Annotated in this window: 10 protein-coding genes, 2 tRNA genes and 1 pseudogene; 1 reads left to right on the forward strand and 12 read right to left on the reverse strand. The window is 57.2% G+C overall.

The window, feature by feature from the left end; all coding sequences use genetic code 11:
• Window positions 1–622: 622 nt before the first annotated feature.
• The 12 genes and pseudogenes from DW645_RS01925 to DW645_RS01985 form a co-directional block, all read right to left on the reverse strand.
• A tRNA-Lys gene (locus DW645_RS01925) sits at window positions 623–698 on the reverse strand.
• A gap of 28 nt (window positions 699–726) precedes the next feature.
• Entirely contained in the window at window positions 727–2007 is a 1281-nt protein-coding gene (locus DW645_RS01930; RefSeq protein WP_117634755.1) for an aminopeptidase, read from the reverse strand.
• Window positions 2008–2096: 89 nt separating this feature from the next.
• On the reverse strand, window positions 2097–2672 hold the full coding sequence (locus DW645_RS01935; protein WP_055251296.1) for a hypothetical protein: 576 nt from the start codon (window positions 2670–2672) through the stop codon (window positions 2097–2099).
• Window positions 2673–3551 (reverse strand): phosphoribosylaminoimidazolesuccinocarboxamide synthase, encoded by an 879-nt coding sequence (locus DW645_RS01940; RefSeq protein WP_117563999.1) that lies wholly within the window; start codon window positions 3549–3551, stop codon window positions 2673–2675.
• 118 nt (window positions 3552–3669) lie between these two features.
• On the reverse strand, window positions 3670–5235 hold the full coding sequence (locus DW645_RS01945; protein ID WP_117634753.1) for a cell wall metabolism sensor histidine kinase WalK: 1566 nt from the start codon (window positions 5233–5235) through the stop codon (window positions 3670–3672).
• An 11-nt stretch (window positions 5236–5246) separates the two neighbouring features.
• On the reverse strand, window positions 5247–5969 hold the full coding sequence (locus tag DW645_RS01950; RefSeq protein ID WP_006236208.1) for a response regulator transcription factor: 723 nt from the start codon (window positions 5967–5969) through the stop codon (window positions 5247–5249).
• Window positions 5970–6122: 153 nt separating this feature from the next.
• Window positions 6123–7334, reverse strand: a complete 1212-nt coding sequence (locus DW645_RS01955) for a twin-arginine translocation signal domain-containing protein (RefSeq protein ID WP_118226008.1) — start codon at window positions 7332–7334, stop codon at window positions 6123–6125.
• Window positions 7334–7597 carry a TIGR03905 family TSCPD domain-containing protein gene (locus tag DW645_RS01960; protein ID WP_118226010.1) on the reverse strand — a complete coding sequence of 88 codons (264 nt, stop codon included), beginning with the start codon at window positions 7595–7597 and terminating at the stop codon, window positions 7334–7336. Before DW645_RS01960 ends, DW645_RS01955 begins: the two co-directional genes overlap by 1 nt.
• Before the next feature lie 113 nt (window positions 7598–7710).
• Entirely contained in the window at window positions 7711–9510 is a 1800-nt protein-coding gene (locus DW645_RS01965) for a GGDEF domain-containing protein (protein ID WP_118226012.1), read from the reverse strand.
• Window positions 9507–10396 (reverse strand): annotated as a pseudogene (locus DW645_RS10215) (substrate-binding periplasmic protein). Before DW645_RS10215 ends, DW645_RS01965 begins: the two are co-directional and overlap by 4 nt.
• Window positions 10397–10483: 87 nt before the next feature.
• On the reverse strand, window positions 10484–11830 hold the full coding sequence (purB, locus tag DW645_RS01980) for an adenylosuccinate lyase (RefSeq protein ID WP_118226018.1): 1347 nt from the start codon (window positions 11828–11830) through the stop codon (window positions 10484–10486).
• Window positions 11831–12254: 424 nt separating this feature from the next.
• A tRNA-Gly gene (locus tag DW645_RS01985) sits at window positions 12255–12329 on the reverse strand.
• Window positions 12330–12626: 297 nt separating this feature from the next.
• Between DW645_RS01985 and DW645_RS01990 the strand changes: the two genes are divergently transcribed.
• Window positions 12627–16058, forward strand: a complete 3432-nt coding sequence (locus DW645_RS01990) for a SpaA isopeptide-forming pilin-related protein (protein ID WP_118226020.1) — start codon at window positions 12627–12629, stop codon at window positions 16056–16058.
• The last annotated feature ends 24 nt before the right edge of the window (window positions 16059–16082 follow it).

Below are 16082 nucleotides of genomic sequence, written 5' to 3' on the forward strand. Positions count from 1 at the left end.
AAATGGTTCGATGTCTGCCCGGATGCGACACTGAATGTGTCCATCCTCGCAGTATCCGGTTCTCAAGGTGCACGCTGTGCGGCTGATCCGGTCCGACCGGGCCGCGCGGCAAGGAGATATATTGCCAGACCGGAGGGGCGCCGGGGGCGGGAATCGCGCACTCCATATTTTGTTCACAAATGAATAGAACCCTCAGTTGCTTCACTGAGGCCGCATTCGAAGCAGCAGCTTCTGATATTGGCGATGACCAGCTGGTTTATAGGTGTTAAGGCATCGGTCATCTCTGGAGCGCCACTTTACTCCAAAAGCATGAGCTATTTGTTTCCCGTCGGTAAAAGGCAGGTTTTGTTCGCCAAGCGTTCTTATATATAGAGAAGTTCGGGTTCGAACCCGTGTCGCGGCAACAAAAAAGCGGCCGGCATCCGCCAGTCGCTTTTTTAGTCTATGGTGGGCCGTCAGGGGTTCAGCCTGCTCCGCAGGCGGCCGCTGCGGCGCTTTCGCGCCTTGCGCGCTGCGCTGGCAAACGCTCATGCGTTTACTCGGCTCCGCACCCCGACGGGTTCGAACCCATGTCGCGGCAACAAAAAAGCGGCCGGCATCCACCAGTCGCTTTTTTAGTCTATGGTGGGCCGTCAGGGGTTCGAACCCTGGACCTTGGGATTAAAAGTCCCCTGCTCTGCCAGCTGAGCTAACGGCCCGCGGGTGGCATTGTACCACGGTCTGGGACTATTCCCAACTCCATTGGCCGTTCTGGAAAATCACAACTTCACGTCCATCAGGCGTAATGCCTGTAATATCGATGTCGTCCGTGCCGATCATAAAATCGACGTGCGTGCTCGAGACGTTAACGCCATGCTCCAGGAGCTCCTCCTTGGACATGTCATACCCACCCTCGATGCATTCGGGGAAACCGACACCCAGCGCGAGATGGCAGCTAGCGTTCTCATCATAGAGCGTGTCATAGAATAGAACGCCACTTTCACGGATCGGCGTGTTCTTGGAGATAAGCGCGACCTCACCCAGATGAGCGGCACCTTCATCGGTATCAATAATGCTCGCAAGCGTCGCCTTACCCACGCGGGCATCGTAGTCCACTACGCGGCCCGCCTCGAACTTAATCCAAAAATCGTCAACCTTGTTACCGTGGTGAATGAGCGGCATAGCCGAATACACGATACCGTCGGCACGCATACGATCAGGCGAGGTGAAGACTTCCTCGGTGGGAATGTTGGGGAAGAAGGGGTGCCCATCGGGCGTCTTGCCCTTGCCGCCGGCCCACTCGTGACCTTTCGTCATGCCAATCGTCAGATCGGTTCCATTTGCCGAGGTGTAATGCAGGTAGTCGAAACGATTGTCGTTCAGGAAACGCAGGTTCTTTTCGAATGCGGCGTCATGGAGTTCCCAGTCGCTCTCCGGGTCCTGGCCATCGGCGCGAGCGGTATGCAGAATCGCATTCCACAGCTTATAGATTGCAACCTCATCGGCGTCTCCCGGGAACACCTCGCGCGCCCAGGCAACGACCGGCGCGCCGGCGATGCACCACGGGTTGATGTTGTAGTCCAGTCCGCGGCGGAAGACCTTGCACTGCGTGTTCCTTGCCTTAGAAGCTGCAGCAGGCTTAGCGGGATCGATGCCCTTAAGAGCGGCAGGGTCCGCACCCTCGATAAAGATAAAGCAGGCACCATCCTGGGCCAGTGAATCAAGCTGCAGGCGCTTCCACTCGGGCGTCTGCTCAAAATAGCTTTTCTCGACATGCTCGTACGTGAGCCTCGTCACGGCGTCATCGGCCCAAATAACCGTCACGTGACCGGCACCGGAGGCATAGGCCTCCGCGACCACCACGCGCGCAAACGGCGCGCACTCGACCGGAGACTGAACGACAACCTCCTGACCGGGCTTGACGTTTACGCCCTTGCGGACAACCAGGCGCGCATAGTTTTTAATCTTGGGCTCTAGGGCCTTCATGCCCTCCAGAGCCTCTTCGACCGTCAGGGCAGCTCGAATCATGTGCCACTCCATCTATCTATAGAACAGTAAAAAGGCGCGCCGCAAAAACGACGCGCCTTATATCTTAGCGATAAGTATGCATGCAAACGCTACTTCTTCTTGGAGTCCTTCTTGTCCTCCTCGGCAGCCGAGCGCTCGATAAGGGCGTTGAGCTTGTTCTCGGACATGCCCTCGGCCTGCGTGCGGTACATGTTGCGCAGGGGACGAATACGAACGAAGTCGTAGATGAAGTCACCCAAAATGACGACGTAGGACAAAACAATGCCGACCATCTGGACAGGGCTGGACACCATGCCAGCGGGAGCGAAGTACAGCGAAGCCCAAATGGCCACGACGAGCACCATGCCGATAGTGAGCACGGCCCACCAGATGCGGCGGCGCTTGGTGTAGTCCTCATCCTGCTTGAGAAGGATATTCGACACCGTGTAGATGCGATCCTCCTTGGCGCGCTGCTTAGCCTTGCGGGCGCGCTTCTCCTCTTTAGAGAGGCCCTCGAGGTTCTCGCCCTTCTCGAGCTCTTTGCGGCGTGCCTTAGACGAAGCCGGCACGACGCGGACAGAGCTCGCTGCCTGACGGGCGGGCTTGGCGGATGCAGCGGACTTGCGCGCAACCCCGGTAACCTCGTGGGATTGCGTGCGCTTGTTCGTGGCGCTACGGGTACTCACTTATGCGTTCTCCTTCATGCTTGTGAACTGGGAGCCCGTGATGATCTGGAAGGCCTCGCGATAGCGCTCGGACGTGCCATCGATGACCTCGGCGGGCAGATGCGGGGTCTCCCCCGTCATATCCCAGTTGGCTTTGAGCCAATTGCGGACGAATTGCTTGTCGTAGCTGGGCTGAATCTTGCCCTCCTCGTAGCTGGCGGCAGGCCAGAAACGGCTGGAGTCGGGCGTGAGGCACTCGTCGATCAGCGTAACCTTGCCATCGATGACACCGAACTCGAACTTGGTGTCGGCAATGATGATGCCACGGGTCGCTGCATACTCGGCGGCAGCCTTGTAGATCTTGAGGGAAAGGTCGCGAATCTGCGTGGCGATGTCCTCGCCCACGATCTCGCAGCAACGCTCGAACGAGATGTTCTCGTCGTGGTCACCGATCTCGGCCTTCGTGGACGGCGTGAACAGCGGCTCGGGAAGCTTGGAAGCCTCGGTCAGGCCCTCAGGCAGCTGGATGCCGCAGACGGTGCCGTTCTCGTCGTAGGTCTTCTTGCCCGAACCGGTCAGATAGCCGCGGACGATGCACTCGATAGGAATCGTCTGGGCCTTCTTAACCAGCATGGCGCGGCCGGCGAGGTAGTCACGATACTCAGCAAACTCCTCGGGGAAATCCGCCGGGTCGATGGAAACGAGGTGGTTGGGAACGATGCCGGCAAACTTATCGAACCAGAATGCCGAGATGCGGTTGAGCACCTCTCCCTTAAACGGAATCTCGTCGGGAAGAATGAAGTCGAACGCAGAAATGCGGTCGGTGGCGACCATCAGCAGGTTTTCACCGGCATCGTAGATATCACGAACCTTGCCACGGGAATCCGGACGACGCTCCATCGTTGTCACGTGAGTCACTCCTTACCAAAATACGACAGTAATGCGGGTTCTTTCCCGCACGTTTTCGCAAACTCGGAGCGGCAGGGACGAAACCCCTCCTTCACCGAATAGCGAAAAGCTAGTGCTCCATTGTAGTAGATGCCGCGTCCGCCGTGTGCTCGCGAGGCAGATGAATCGTAAAAGTCGTACCCTTTCCAAGCTCCGACTCCACGGATATGTAGCCGTGATGGCGCTCGACGATCTGTTTAGTCACGGCGAGGCCCACGCCCAGACCGCCCGCCTCACGGGCACGGCTGGCATCGGCGCGCCAAAAACGGCCGAAGATGCGCGACAAGTCATCCTTGGCAATACCGATGCCGGTATCAGAAACGGCAATGCTGACGTGTTTGCGGTCACTGAGCACCGACACCACGACCCAACCGCCCTCGGGGGTGTAGCGCATGGCGTTGCTCATGAGATTGATGACGCATTGTGTGATCATGTCGGGATCGGCTTCGACGACATCGTCGTGACCTTGGGTCTCGTCAGCAAAGCGCAAGCGCAGATCGCGGTCGACAAACAGGCGCTCCTGGGCATTGACGATGGAACGCACGAAAGGAACCATGTCCACCGGCTCAAGGTTGAGCGGAGCCGTGCTGTTTTCCATGCGCGACAGGTCGAGCATCTGCTGCACCAGACGAGCCAGGCGACGCGTCTCGGAAGCAACAGTCTCCAAGTGCTCATCGTCGGTAGGATATACGCCATCCTGCATGGCCTCGACCGTTGCGAGCATGGCCATAAGCGGAGTACGAAGTTCGTGAGCCACGTCCGAGGTCAAACGTTTCTCGTGTTTCATATCCTTCTCGAGCGAAGTGGCCATCTCATCGAACGTCTCGCCCAGTTGATCGATCTCGTCATCGCCGCGCAAGCCCGTACGAGCAGACAGATCGCCATCGCGAATTTGCTTGGCCGTGCTGGTAATACGGTGAATCGGCTTGGTGAGCATGCGCGACACGAGTGATCCGATAACGACCGAAATGCAAACTGCAACAACCGCAGCAAGGGCCATGGCGTTAAAGGTCTTCTCCCTAAACGCAGAATCTGCCTTGGTGAGCAAGGCATCGGAGCCGATGGCCCACAGCTTTACTTGTCCGACATGCTCGCCGGAAGACGTTATGATTTCGACGTTTGCAACGCTATCGGAGCCGGTGGGAGCCGACGAGACCGGACTATGCGATGCTTTTTTCCCGCTCGAGCTGCTCGACGGCGATTCGTTCTCGCGCACATCGGCGGTCGCGCTTGCCGAAGGCCATGAGTCGTCATAAACGACAACGCCTTTCTTGTTGACGACCTGCATACCCAAATCGTCGGACACCAAACTCGATGTCGCGACCGTACGTAGCTCGCCCGCAGTCCAATTGCCGTTTTCCTCATACGACGTCGCAAGCTTTTCGGCAGCGGAATTTGCGATTTCGACGATATTGGAGCGCGTGTAATCCGAAAAGACCGTGCCCCACACAACAGAGACCACGCCCACCAGCACCAATACCGTCATGAGCGATGTCAGAGCAAAAGCAAGTGCCATGCGCGAGGGATAGCTCATCGTTGGCCGTGAATCGGAGCGAGGCGTGTTCCAACTAGCCTTGGAACCCGCCTCGCTCTCCTGCTTGTGCTTTTGTCCGATTTCAAAGCGCGCAGGTGTCATATGTGATTTCCCTATTTCTCGTCCGACTTATCGGTCTTGGCCGGAGCCTCGAAGCGATAGCCGACACCGTGGACGGTGTAGAGCCACTTGGGCTTCTTGGGATCATCGCCCAGCTTGGCGCGAAGGTTCTTCACGTGGCTATCGATGGTGCGCTCATAGCCCTCAAAGTCGTAGCCGAGCACCTTCTCGACCAGCTCCATGCGGTTGTAGACGCGACCGGGGTGACGGGCAAGCGTGGTGAGCAGCTTAAACTCGGAAGCCGTCAGGTCGACTTCCTTGCCCTCGACCAAAATCTTGTGGCCCGAGATATCGATGACCAGATCGCCGAAGTCGAGTACCTCGACGGCTGGCTCGTCGGCCTGATGGGCACGGCGGAACAGAGCGCGAACGCGCGCGACAAGCTCGCGCGGCGAGAACGGCTTAATCAGATAGTCGTCGGCGCCGAGCTCAAGACCGATAATACGGTCCTCGATCTCGCCCTTGGCAGTCAGCATGATGATGGGGACATCCGAGGTATCGCGAATGGTGCGGCAAACGCGCTCGCCGGGGATCTTGGGGAGCATAAGGTCGAGCACGACCAGGTCAAACTGATGCTTCTCGAACTCCTCGATCGCGGACTGGCCGTCGCCGACACCCACAACCCAGTAGCCTTCGCGCTCGAGATAGGCAGCGACGGCGTCACGGATTGCCTTCTCATCCTCGACCAGCAGAATCTTTTTTGCATCTGAAGCCATAACACGGCCCCCCTGTCTCAATCAGCTAAGAACAAGCCCATTTTAACGCACCTGAGCCCGCCGGATGCCACTATGACGCGGCAGCTCGGCGGGCGGTACTCACAATTACAACGCGTTTATTCCCCTGTTGGCGCCTTTTTAACCCCTCTAAGCTTAAAGAGAGAATAGGCGTGCGGTGACCGTCTCGGGTATACCCTGGCTGTTGCGCACCGTGGCGTACGTAAGGAATGAGTCCGATTTTCCCGCCGTAGCTGGATAATCGCCATATTCCAAAGCGCGGTCGGGCGACAACAGCGAGCCATAGGTCTTGGCAGAGGTGTCGATGAGAAAATGCGATGCCTGTACCTTAACGAGATATTTATTCTTCTTGCCGGCAGCACATGCGAGCGGCTCGCGGGACAGAAAGAGGTATGGCCCTCCCTCATTACCGATATACGTGCCCATGTTGCCCAGGCTGCCCACGCCACTATAGGTCGCCTCGATAGAAAACACGAAGGTATCGCCCATATATACGGCCTCGAAAGGCGAGACTGACGAGGGAAGGACTAGCTGGGCACGTTTGGTGTTGTTGCCATCGGTCAGATCGATTGCCGTTATGCCGTAGTAGACGCCTTCGTCGTTGCGGACACGCGGCGAGATGGTCAAAATGCCGTCGCTCGCGCGCGGGGCCGATGCAAAGCGGCCCATCGATTTCCAAATTACCTCGGCCTTGGATTCATCAAGCGAGCGACGATAGCAAAACGAATCACTACTCGTTTTATTGCCGCCTGCCGAAGGCATTTTATACCAGATGACCGATGACCCGAACGCCGTAAACAGGGGCGGATCATAGTCCTTGCCACCTCGATCGAGCTCAGCCACGTCGCCAGAGAGCGAAGCGCCCGACAGATTTTGAGCGTAGAGCTTCCACGATGAATTGGCAAAGTTCATCTCAACCCACGCAAACACGCCATCGCCGGCACGGACATCGTAAAAAGCATATCCCGTGCCCTCGATAGGATCCTCGATTAATGTGGTAAGCGAGCCATCGCCCAGGTTGAGCACACCAAGCGTATTGGCATGCAGGGCAGAAGCAGGCGCCATCATCGCGGCGGCGTAGTCGCCATCGCAGTAGTACAGCAGCGTGCCCAGCGGCAGCGTCCACGACGCCGCCGGCTCAAGATCGATATCAACAGCTTCGTACTCATCAGTGATCGAGACAATCTTCGAATCGTCCTTGATAACCTGCGGCTCGCCGGCGGCATCGTCGCTGGTGCCCGTTTTTTTCGAGCAACCGGCAAGCACCGTGGCAGCGCCCGCGGCAGCACCGCCGAGCACAAAGCCACGGCGCGATATTCCATTCTTGATGTGGTCGGCGATACCCATTAGGCGATCTCGGCGCGAGCGGCCTCGATAGCGCGCGTAAGCTGATCGGCGCAAGAGGTCTTTTTCTTACCGCAGGTATTACCGGCGAGAACCTCGATTACGCGATCGGCAGGAGCACCCTCGACTAACTTGGAGATTGCCTTGAGATTGCCGTCACAGCCGCCGGTAAACTCAACGCCCAGCACCTTGCTGCCATCGTCAGAGAGATTGAGGTGAATATTGCGAGAGCATACACCCCGCGGCTTGTAGTCAAAACTAATCATTGAGATCCCCTCTCAGAAAGAAATTTCAGACGTCTATTATCCCCGCCTGAGCCGACTTATGATCGCAAGCACCGATTCAACATCCTACGATGCATGGACTCGCGGGGGCAAGATTAGCAGTCCGCACCCTGTGCGTGGACCGTGCGCTTCTCCCGATACATATTGTGGTCGGCGACACGATATACATCGGCCAGCGTATTTCCAGCCGTCTCGACGGTCGCCACGCCAATCGATGCGCTGACCGTCAGGGCCTCATCGCTTACCGCGGCAAGACCGAGACGAAGATCCTGTTCCAGCCCGAGCGCAGACTCGTTGTCAGTATGGGGGCAAACCAGTAAAAACTCGTCGCCGCCAAGGCGCATCGGCAGATAATCCGCACCAGCCACCCGCCGCAGCACGGACGCCGTCCGTCGCAGCAGTTCATCCCCCATCTCGTGACCATAGATGTCGTTGGTCCGTTTGAGATAATTGCAGTCCAACATAATCACGCTCACGGGCAAGTCCTCGTTTACCAGGCTATCTCCGCGCGATTCAAGATAGTTGCGGTTGCGAAGCCCCGTCAGTTTGTCTTGATATGACAGCTCCTCGGCATGCTTGACCATCGATATGTTGTGCGTCGCCACGACGACCGACTCCAGCCGGCCTTGCTCATCGCGATGCTGGGGGACAACCTGTAGCGAGTACCAAGCGCCTCGACAATCTCGCACCTCGGCAGCCAAGTACGGTACGCCCTCCATACGTTCACGAAGCGAACTTATATCTACGAGTCCCACAACCGCTTCGCGGCTTTCGGGGCTCACGATATCCCGGCAGACCGTGTCCATAAAGTCATATGCCTCGCTGTGCTCGGCAAATATCTTCGCTATCGCCGGCGACATATTGATCCCCTCGATCTCGAGGGTGTCGAGATGCAAAAGGAAGGTCGAATCGTAGATGGCGCTTATGGCATTGATAATGCCGAGCTGTTTATCCTTTTCGACCAAATTGCGGTGGTCAACGATATTTCGAGCCAACAGCACCACGACCCAAAACGCAAGACACACCAAGACGCCGACGGCGACAAATGAAATCCTGTCAGACATGACCTCAGATTTGGGATATAGCGCAAACAGGCGGTAGTCCTTATATGCCGCACGCACGGCATACCATTCGTCTCCTCGATATTCGATGCGCGTCAGGCCGTCGTCTTTCCACTCAACTCCTACGCTGGTGAGGAGTCGGGCGAGCGACACGTCAGCATCGGCACTGTTGGATGAGACAATCTCCGCATCCTCCATAACAAGCACCGTGGGACCCTGGTGGAAGGTACTGTTCGAAAGCACGTCGGCTATGGCATATGAATAGTCGTCCGCCGTATCGGAAACAAGTGAGCGGTATGCCAGGGCAACGCCGTCGCCATACGGAACAGCACAGACGGCAAAAACGACGCCACGGCGCTCATCGACAGTTGAGTAGGTCACTTTGGAACCTTGATACATCGATGCGACCGGCGAACAGGCCAACTCATCTCGCCACAACATAAGCGGATCGCGACCATCGATGTCGTAGTGGGCAGCCATATGGCCATCGGAGTCCATGACCATCAGCCCCGAAAGGTTCTCGGCATGGACAAATTGCTCGATAAGATCGTCGTTAACCTCAACGCGATCAGAGGACAGGAACGTCGCAAACGATTCGACCGCGGCGAGCAAATCGTGCGTCGCCTCGGTTTTTCTCCCCTGTTCGTAGCGGTCATATTTTTCGCAAGCGTTCTCCAAAAACACCATGGTTTCTTGGGCAAACCCAAGCGTTTTTTCGAGGCAGCGATGGGTTCCAACCGTATACAACAGGCCTAACAAGACGGCGCTGACAATAACGCTGGCAGCTATGACGTTCAGAGTCTTTCGACTCAAGCGGTGCTCATCAGTTGTCATGAATTTCCTCCTTGCCCGCCCGTCGTCGCTCCTGTCTTGTAATTGCCCACAATACGGTCAATCGTGCCATCTCGATCCATGTCGAACAGCGCGGTATTGAGATCCTTTACGACCGATCCTTCATAGCTGTCATCAAACGCGACGCCCAGGTCAACCGTCATAACATTGTCGGCAAACACACGGTAAACGCCGGGATACTGAGCAACGAGTCGGTCAAGCGACTGGACATCCGCCATCCAGCAGTCAACGTACCCTTTGACTAGAGCGGCTTTGCAGAGTTCGGCAGAGCCATATGATTTGATTTGAACGTCCGACGAGACCCCCAGATCCCCCGCAAGCAATCGGCGTTCACTCACCGAACCCGCAATCACCGCAATGGTCTTACTTCCATCGAGATGTGCCAAGGACTTGATGCCACTCGTTTTCTTGGCGGCAACCGAGACCGTCACGGTTAGATACGGCTCGGTCCAGTAATACTTATCCTCGCGATAACAGGGAGAATAGTCACACCACAGGCAATCGATATCACCGTTTTGAGCAGCCGGTCGCGATCGTTCCAGTCAATATCGACAAACTGTGGCTTGAGCCCCGCACGCTTGCAGGCCTCGCGGGCGATGTCGATATCGATACCGGCGTAATCACCCGTGGTATCGACATACACATAGGGGTCGTTATCCGTAACGCCGATTTTGAGCACCGGGAGATCTCTATCGGCTTCATTCGAGGAGGAAGAACTGCTTCGAACGGTATACGTCAGGGCGCCCGCACAGACGGCAACAAAGAGTATGAGCGTAAACGAGACGATGGTGGCCCGCTTGATGCGTCTGGGCACGTGCCCCCTTTCATCGAAACAGCAGTCGGAGTTCATTTTATTACCCGGGCGCATATGCGACAGTAAAAAAAGCGCCTCGCCCAAGACGGGCAAGGCGCCAAAGGTTGAAATGCATCCGCAAGCGGTCGAATTAGGTTAACCCTACTCGAAGTTCAGCTGCTCCAGGCGATCGAAGACCGTATCGATGCGGGTGAGGAAGTCCCACGGATCAAAAATCTCGTCGAGCTTCTCCTGGCTGACGGTGCAGCGCGGATCGGCCTCGAGACGCTCCTTAAAGGTGGGGCCAGAGACACAATCCTGCACCTCGTGCCAGGTGGCCATGGCGTTCTCCTGCACAATGGCGTACGCATCCTCGCGGGTGATACCCGTATCGACGAGGGCAAGCAGGACCTTGGAGGAGAAGATGAGGCCGCGGGTCTTGTTGAGATTGGCCATCATGCGGGCCGGATACAGCTGCAGGCCGTCGATAACGCGAATGAGGCACTGGAACATATGGTCAAGCGCGATGAAGCTATCGGCCTGGGCGACACGCTCGGCGGAAGAGTGCGAAATGTCGCGCTCGTGCCACAGGGCGACGTTGTCGAAGGCGACCTGGGCGTTGGACTTCACGACGCGCGACAGACCGCAGACCTTCTCCATGGTGATGGGGTTGCGCTTGTGCGGCATGGCGGAGCTGCCCTTTTGGCCCTTGCGGAAGGGCTCCTCGGCCTCGAGTGTATCGGTCTTCTGCAGGTTGCGGACCTCGGTCGCGATGCGCTCGCAGGTGGCCGCTGTAGTGGCAAGCACGCCGGCAAGATAGGCGTGGTGATCGCGGCTGATGACCTGCGTGGACAGCGGGTCGTGAACCAGACCCAGGTGCTCACAGACGTACTCCTCGACGAACGGCTCGATGGAGCTGTAGGTGCCGACGGCACCGGAGATGGCACCGAAGGCAACGTTCTTGCGAGCATCCTCAAGACGATCAAGGTCGCGCTTGAGTTCCCATGCCCAAGAGCCAAACTTCATGCCGAAGGTCATCGGCTCAGCATGGATGCCATGGGTGCGTCCGGCGCAGAGCGTATTGCGCTCCTCGAAGGCGCGGCGCTTGCAGATCACGCCGAGCTTCTTGACGTCCTCGATAATCAGGTCACACGCCTGAGTAAGCTGATAGCACAGAGCAGTATCACCCAGGTCGGAGCTGGTCATACCGTAGTGAACCCAGCGACTAGGCTTGGGCTCGCCCTCGGGAACATCGGCGTCGATATATTCCTTCATGTTGGTCAGGAAGGCGATGACATCGTGGCGCGTGACCTCCTCGATCTCATCGACCTTCGCCTTCTCAAAGTTGGCATGGTCGCGGATCCAATGGGCTTCGTCTTTAGAAATGCCGATCTTGCCGAGCTCCGCCTGGGCCTCGCAGGCCAGAACCTCGATCTCCTGCCAAATGGCATACTTGTTCTCGAGGGAGAAAATATGTCCCATCTCCGGGCGGGTATAGCGATCGATCATAGCGGCTCCTTTTTGGTTATTGGCACGTTGGTCGTAACTCAACCATTGTACCGTGCGCGGGTGCGAGTATGGGCAGCAGGCATTAACCTAACATTTTGGAATTGGAGCGGGCAACGGGACGTCCGCGTATTTGCTTCGCAAATCCGCACCGGCTGCGGTCGATCTCCTCGGATTCACGGAGACGATGGGGAAGACTTTGTTGAATTGGCCGCCCCAAAGTCTCCCGCGCTCGATGGAGCGGGCAACGGGACGTCCGCGTATTTGCTTCGCAAATCCGCACCGGCTTCAGGCGCCTGCCGGCGCCTTCGCCTGCTCGCTACAAACGCTTCGCGTTTGTTTTACGCTCGCACCCTGGCGGGTTCGAGTCCCGGCGCTTTATTGAAAAAAGCACGGCACCGGAACGGTGTCGTGCTTTTACTTTTTCTGGAGCGGGCAACGGGACTCGAACCCGCGAGTGTCAGCTTGGGAAGCTGATGCCTTACCACTTGGCGATGCCCGCTTGTGTGTTGGCTAGTATAACGCGGTTGTCTTGTTCGATACAAGGGTGGCGATGCTTGTTTTAGCCGTGGAGATTCGTTTGAAAATCGCATCAATTGTGGAGACGAGGACCTTTGGCCTCCTGTTCTCCTTATCTTCTACCTGCGCTTTTGCCTGATTGTTGTATTTGAGCTCAATTTGTCAGGAATTGGGCAAGCTTTTGGTCAGGCTCCGGTACTTACCCGCATGAACCTCGGGGGTAGCCTCATCCTACGCGTCGCAACCTCCCCATGCGGCGCACGAGGGATAAGGAGCAGCCATGTCCAACGCACCCACGCACTCTGTCCACAGCGCAATCGCAACAGGTCCGCTGCTCCTGCTCCTCTTCCTGCTTTTCGGCTGTCTGGCACCGGGAGCCGCATTTGCCGTCGATGGCTACGACCAGCTCGGCTTCCGCACTATTAGCGATGATTGTGGGCCCTTCTTCATCGGCAAGTATGAAGCTCAAGACGCCTCGATTGCCTACTGCATGAACCAGGAGCGCCCCGGCCCCACCAAGCCGGGCGGCCCATGGCTCAACTTTGATCAAGGCTGGGTGTGGCTCGACGACGAGTTCGCGGCAATCGTTTGTCACGGATATCCTACCGCCACGTCGTTTGGCGGTTACCATCTTTCACCCGATCGCGCCCGCGCTGCCACCCAGCTTGCCGTATGGATGCTCAACGGCACTACCCATGTCGACGGCACCTACTCCTACACGACCGCTCAGGGCAAAACCAAGAGCGGACACTTTACCGCCGACAATGAAGTCGTGGCGGCTGCGCGGTGGCTCCACGACAGCGCAAAATCAGGAAGCATCGAAGCCGCTCCGCACCGCGCGCGGCGCTATATAGGAACCGTATCGGGCGGCAGCAAACGTCAAGACATGCTCTATGTACTGCCGGCGGTCTCTGTTTCCTTCCAAAAGCAGTCTGCAAACGCTGCCATTACCAGCGGAAACAATACTTATCAGTTTGACGGGGCAACATTCGATGTTTTTGAGAGCGCCAGCGGCGCGCGTGTCGGCACCGTCCAGATGGACAGCAACGGTCGAGCGCAGGCAACACTCCTACCCAACACGGCATACTACCTAGTTGAAACGAAGGCGCCGGCCGGCTATGTCCCCCGCCCCGATCGCGTTGCCTTTACCACGGGGAATGATGGCGGGCAGGTCGCCATCGATGAACAACCCGGCGCCATCACCCTGCATGTCGTAAAACTCGACGCCGCAACGAATGCAGGCCCCCAAGTTGGGGCTTCGCTCGCAGGAGCAGAATTCGTGTGCGTATCGCAATCAACCCCTGGATGGACACAAACTCTCAGGACCGATGAAAGCGGTCGAGCTACCCTCACCGATGTCCCCCTGGGAACCTTTACCATCTATGAATCGAAGGCGCCCGAGGGCTATTTGCCCTCCGGTGACAGTTGGTCTTACACCGTTGGAGCCGACCAACTCGGCGATTCAGGCGTGGTCGAGATCGAATCTCGCGTTTCCGATATCCCCATTGCGTTTGACCTTGAGATTTCAAAATTCAAGGACTACGGCAATAGCGATCAATCCGGTCTGGAGCAGCCGGCAGGAGATGTTGTCTTTGAGGTTGTCAGTAACAGCTCTCAGCAGGTTGTTGGCACACTGACTACAAACATCTATGGCTTTGCCTCCACCAAAGACCAGCCCGAAGCATGGTTCGGCACAGGCAAGCGACCAGCCGGTGTCCACGGAGCCGTCCCATACGACCGCGCCGGCTACACGGTTCGTGAGGTTCCGGAAACCGTCCCCGAGGGTTTTAAACGTGCGGGGGAATGGACCGTCGAGGCCAATCAGATTTCCGACGGCGCCGAGCTTCAATATATCGTGGACAACCACGCTCTGTCGACGCATCTCCAGATTGTAAAACGCGATGCCCAAACAGGCGCTTCTGTTCTCCTAGCCGGATTCACCTTCCAACTCCTCGACAGCAATCACAAACCTGTCTCACAAACATGCTGGTATCCAGCACACAACGTAATGGACACCTTTACGACTGACGCGACCGGCACCGTCACACTGCCCGAATCGCTCGTGCCGGGCACCTATTATGTACGCGAAACCTCGGCCAAAGAGCCCTATCTTGTCGGCGGAGAGATCGAGGTAAACATACCCGCCGATACAAACCTAACGCCCGTTGCAATCGTCTCGTATTATGACCACGCCGCGACCGGAAACATCAGGATCGTTAAAACCGATGCCGTAGACGGCAGCAGCCTCGCGGACGCCATCTTTGAGATCCGTGCCTCAGGTGATATCGTGCGCCCCGACGGTAGCATTGCCGCGCTTGACGGTGAGACTGTCGCTACCGTCACGACGGATGAAACTGGAGAAGCACGCGCAGACGACCTCCCGCTGGGATCTGGCACCGCACGCTACGAGGTTGTCGAGACTCAAGCGCCGGCAGGCTTCTTACTCGATCGGACATCCCATATTGTCGACCTTACTTATGCCGACCAGAAAACACCCGTTGTAGAAGCACGGCTTAACGTATCCGACGATTACACCAAGGTTGATATCTCCAAGGTCGATGCAAGCGGAGAGCAGGAAATGAAAGGCGCACAACTCACCTTATATGGTCCCGATAAAACCGAAATAGACTCCTGGACCTCATCCGACAAGCCGCACCGCATCGAACATCTTGCACCCGGCACCTACTCGTTGCGCGAAACGATGTCTCCGCGGACCTATGACCTTGCCGAGGAGATAACGTTTGAAATAAAGGATACGGGAGAAGTCCAATCCGTCGCGATGAAGGATGCGCCCATCGAGATCAAAGGACAGGTCGACAAGCGTCAGGAACTTGTCCAACCTATCGGGAAGGGTCTGTTGGCTAACGGCGATGGAAAAAACCGCGCCGCGATGCAAACCAATACGGATGGGCTTTTCTCCTATACCATCGATGCTCGAAACGATTCCGCTACTTGGGTTGATGAGTTTACGATTACCGATGATCTTGAGTGCGCCAAAGACGGCACGGCGAGATTCGTCTCAATCGAAACCCCCGTCGCCATCGGCGACCTCAACGGTCTGTGCAACGTGTGGTATCGCACGACGCCGTTGGACTTGACAGACATCGATGAGCCGGCAAACGCGACGCTTGACGATGGGCACGAAAATCCTTGGCTTGAGTCCGACGAAGTAAAAGAGAGTCTGGGTGAGGATTGCCGCCTCGTCGATTACGACGGCTGGCACCTCTGGAAGGCGGATGTCTCGACCACGGAATCCACCACGCTCGAGGCGAAAGAACTCGACCTTGCATCCAATACCGTCGTGACGGGCATTCGCATTGAATACGGTGCAGCAGCCGCCGACTTTACGACTCGAAGCGATGCGGATTCTTGGACCCGCGATGATCTCAAAGATGAGCACGACGACCTTGACGATGCCAAAGCAATCCTTGGCACAGACGCTCGGGGCGCAATCGTGCACATGCAGGCGACGTCGGCTTATACGCCCCAAACCGCACTCACCAACAGCGCACGCGTCGATCTTTGCCGCAACGGCGGCGGCGATAAACTTGAGTCACATGACGAGGACCGTGTCATTCAACGCTGTACCCTACTGCAGGACCTACCGGCAACAGGATCAGTTCCCATCGCCGCTTGCATCACCGCGCTCCTGACCTCGGGTGCCGCAGCCCTATGGTTCGCTCGCCTTAGGTCGACCCCAAAGAAGCGCTAGCGCGATGAAAAAGCGGGGGGGGGG

Source organism: Collinsella sp. AM23-17 (genome assembly GCF_003470945.1).
In the GTDB taxonomy this organism is placed as follows: Bacteria; Actinomycetota; Coriobacteriia; order Coriobacteriales; family Coriobacteriaceae; genus Collinsella; species Collinsella aerofaciens_O.

Coding starts and splice junctions, on each gene's coding strand:
- DW645_RS01930 (WP_117634755.1), bottom strand. CDS start 2,007: ATGATTCGAGCTGCCCTGACGGTCGAAGAGGCTCTGGAGGGCATGAAG.
- DW645_RS01940 (WP_117563999.1), bottom strand. CDS start 3,551: ATGGAGCGTCGTCCGGATTCCCGTGGCAAGGTTCGTGATATCTACGAT.
- DW645_RS01945 (WP_117634753.1), bottom strand. CDS start 5,235: ATGACACCTGCGCGCTTTGAAATCGGACAAAAGCACAAGCAGGAGAGC.
- DW645_RS01950 (WP_006236208.1), bottom strand. CDS start 5,969: ATGGCTTCAGATGCAAAAAAGATTCTGCTGGTCGAGGATGAGAAGGCA.
- DW645_RS01955 (WP_118226008.1), bottom strand. CDS start 7,334: ATGGGTATCGCCGACCACATCAAGAATGGAATATCGCGCCGTGGCTTT.
- DW645_RS01960 (WP_118226010.1), bottom strand. CDS start 7,597: ATGATTAGTTTTGACTACAAGCCGCGGGGTGTATGCTCTCGCAATATT.
- DW645_RS01965 (WP_118226012.1), bottom strand. CDS start 9,510: ATGACAACTGATGAGCACCGCTTGAGTCGAAAGACTCTGAACGTCATA.
- purB (WP_118226018.1), bottom strand. CDS start 11,830: ATGATCGATCGCTATACCCGCCCGGAGATGGGACATATTTTCTCCCTC.
- DW645_RS01990 (WP_118226020.1), top strand. CDS start 12,627: ATGTCCAACGCACCCACGCACTCTGTCCACAGCGCAATCGCAACAGGT.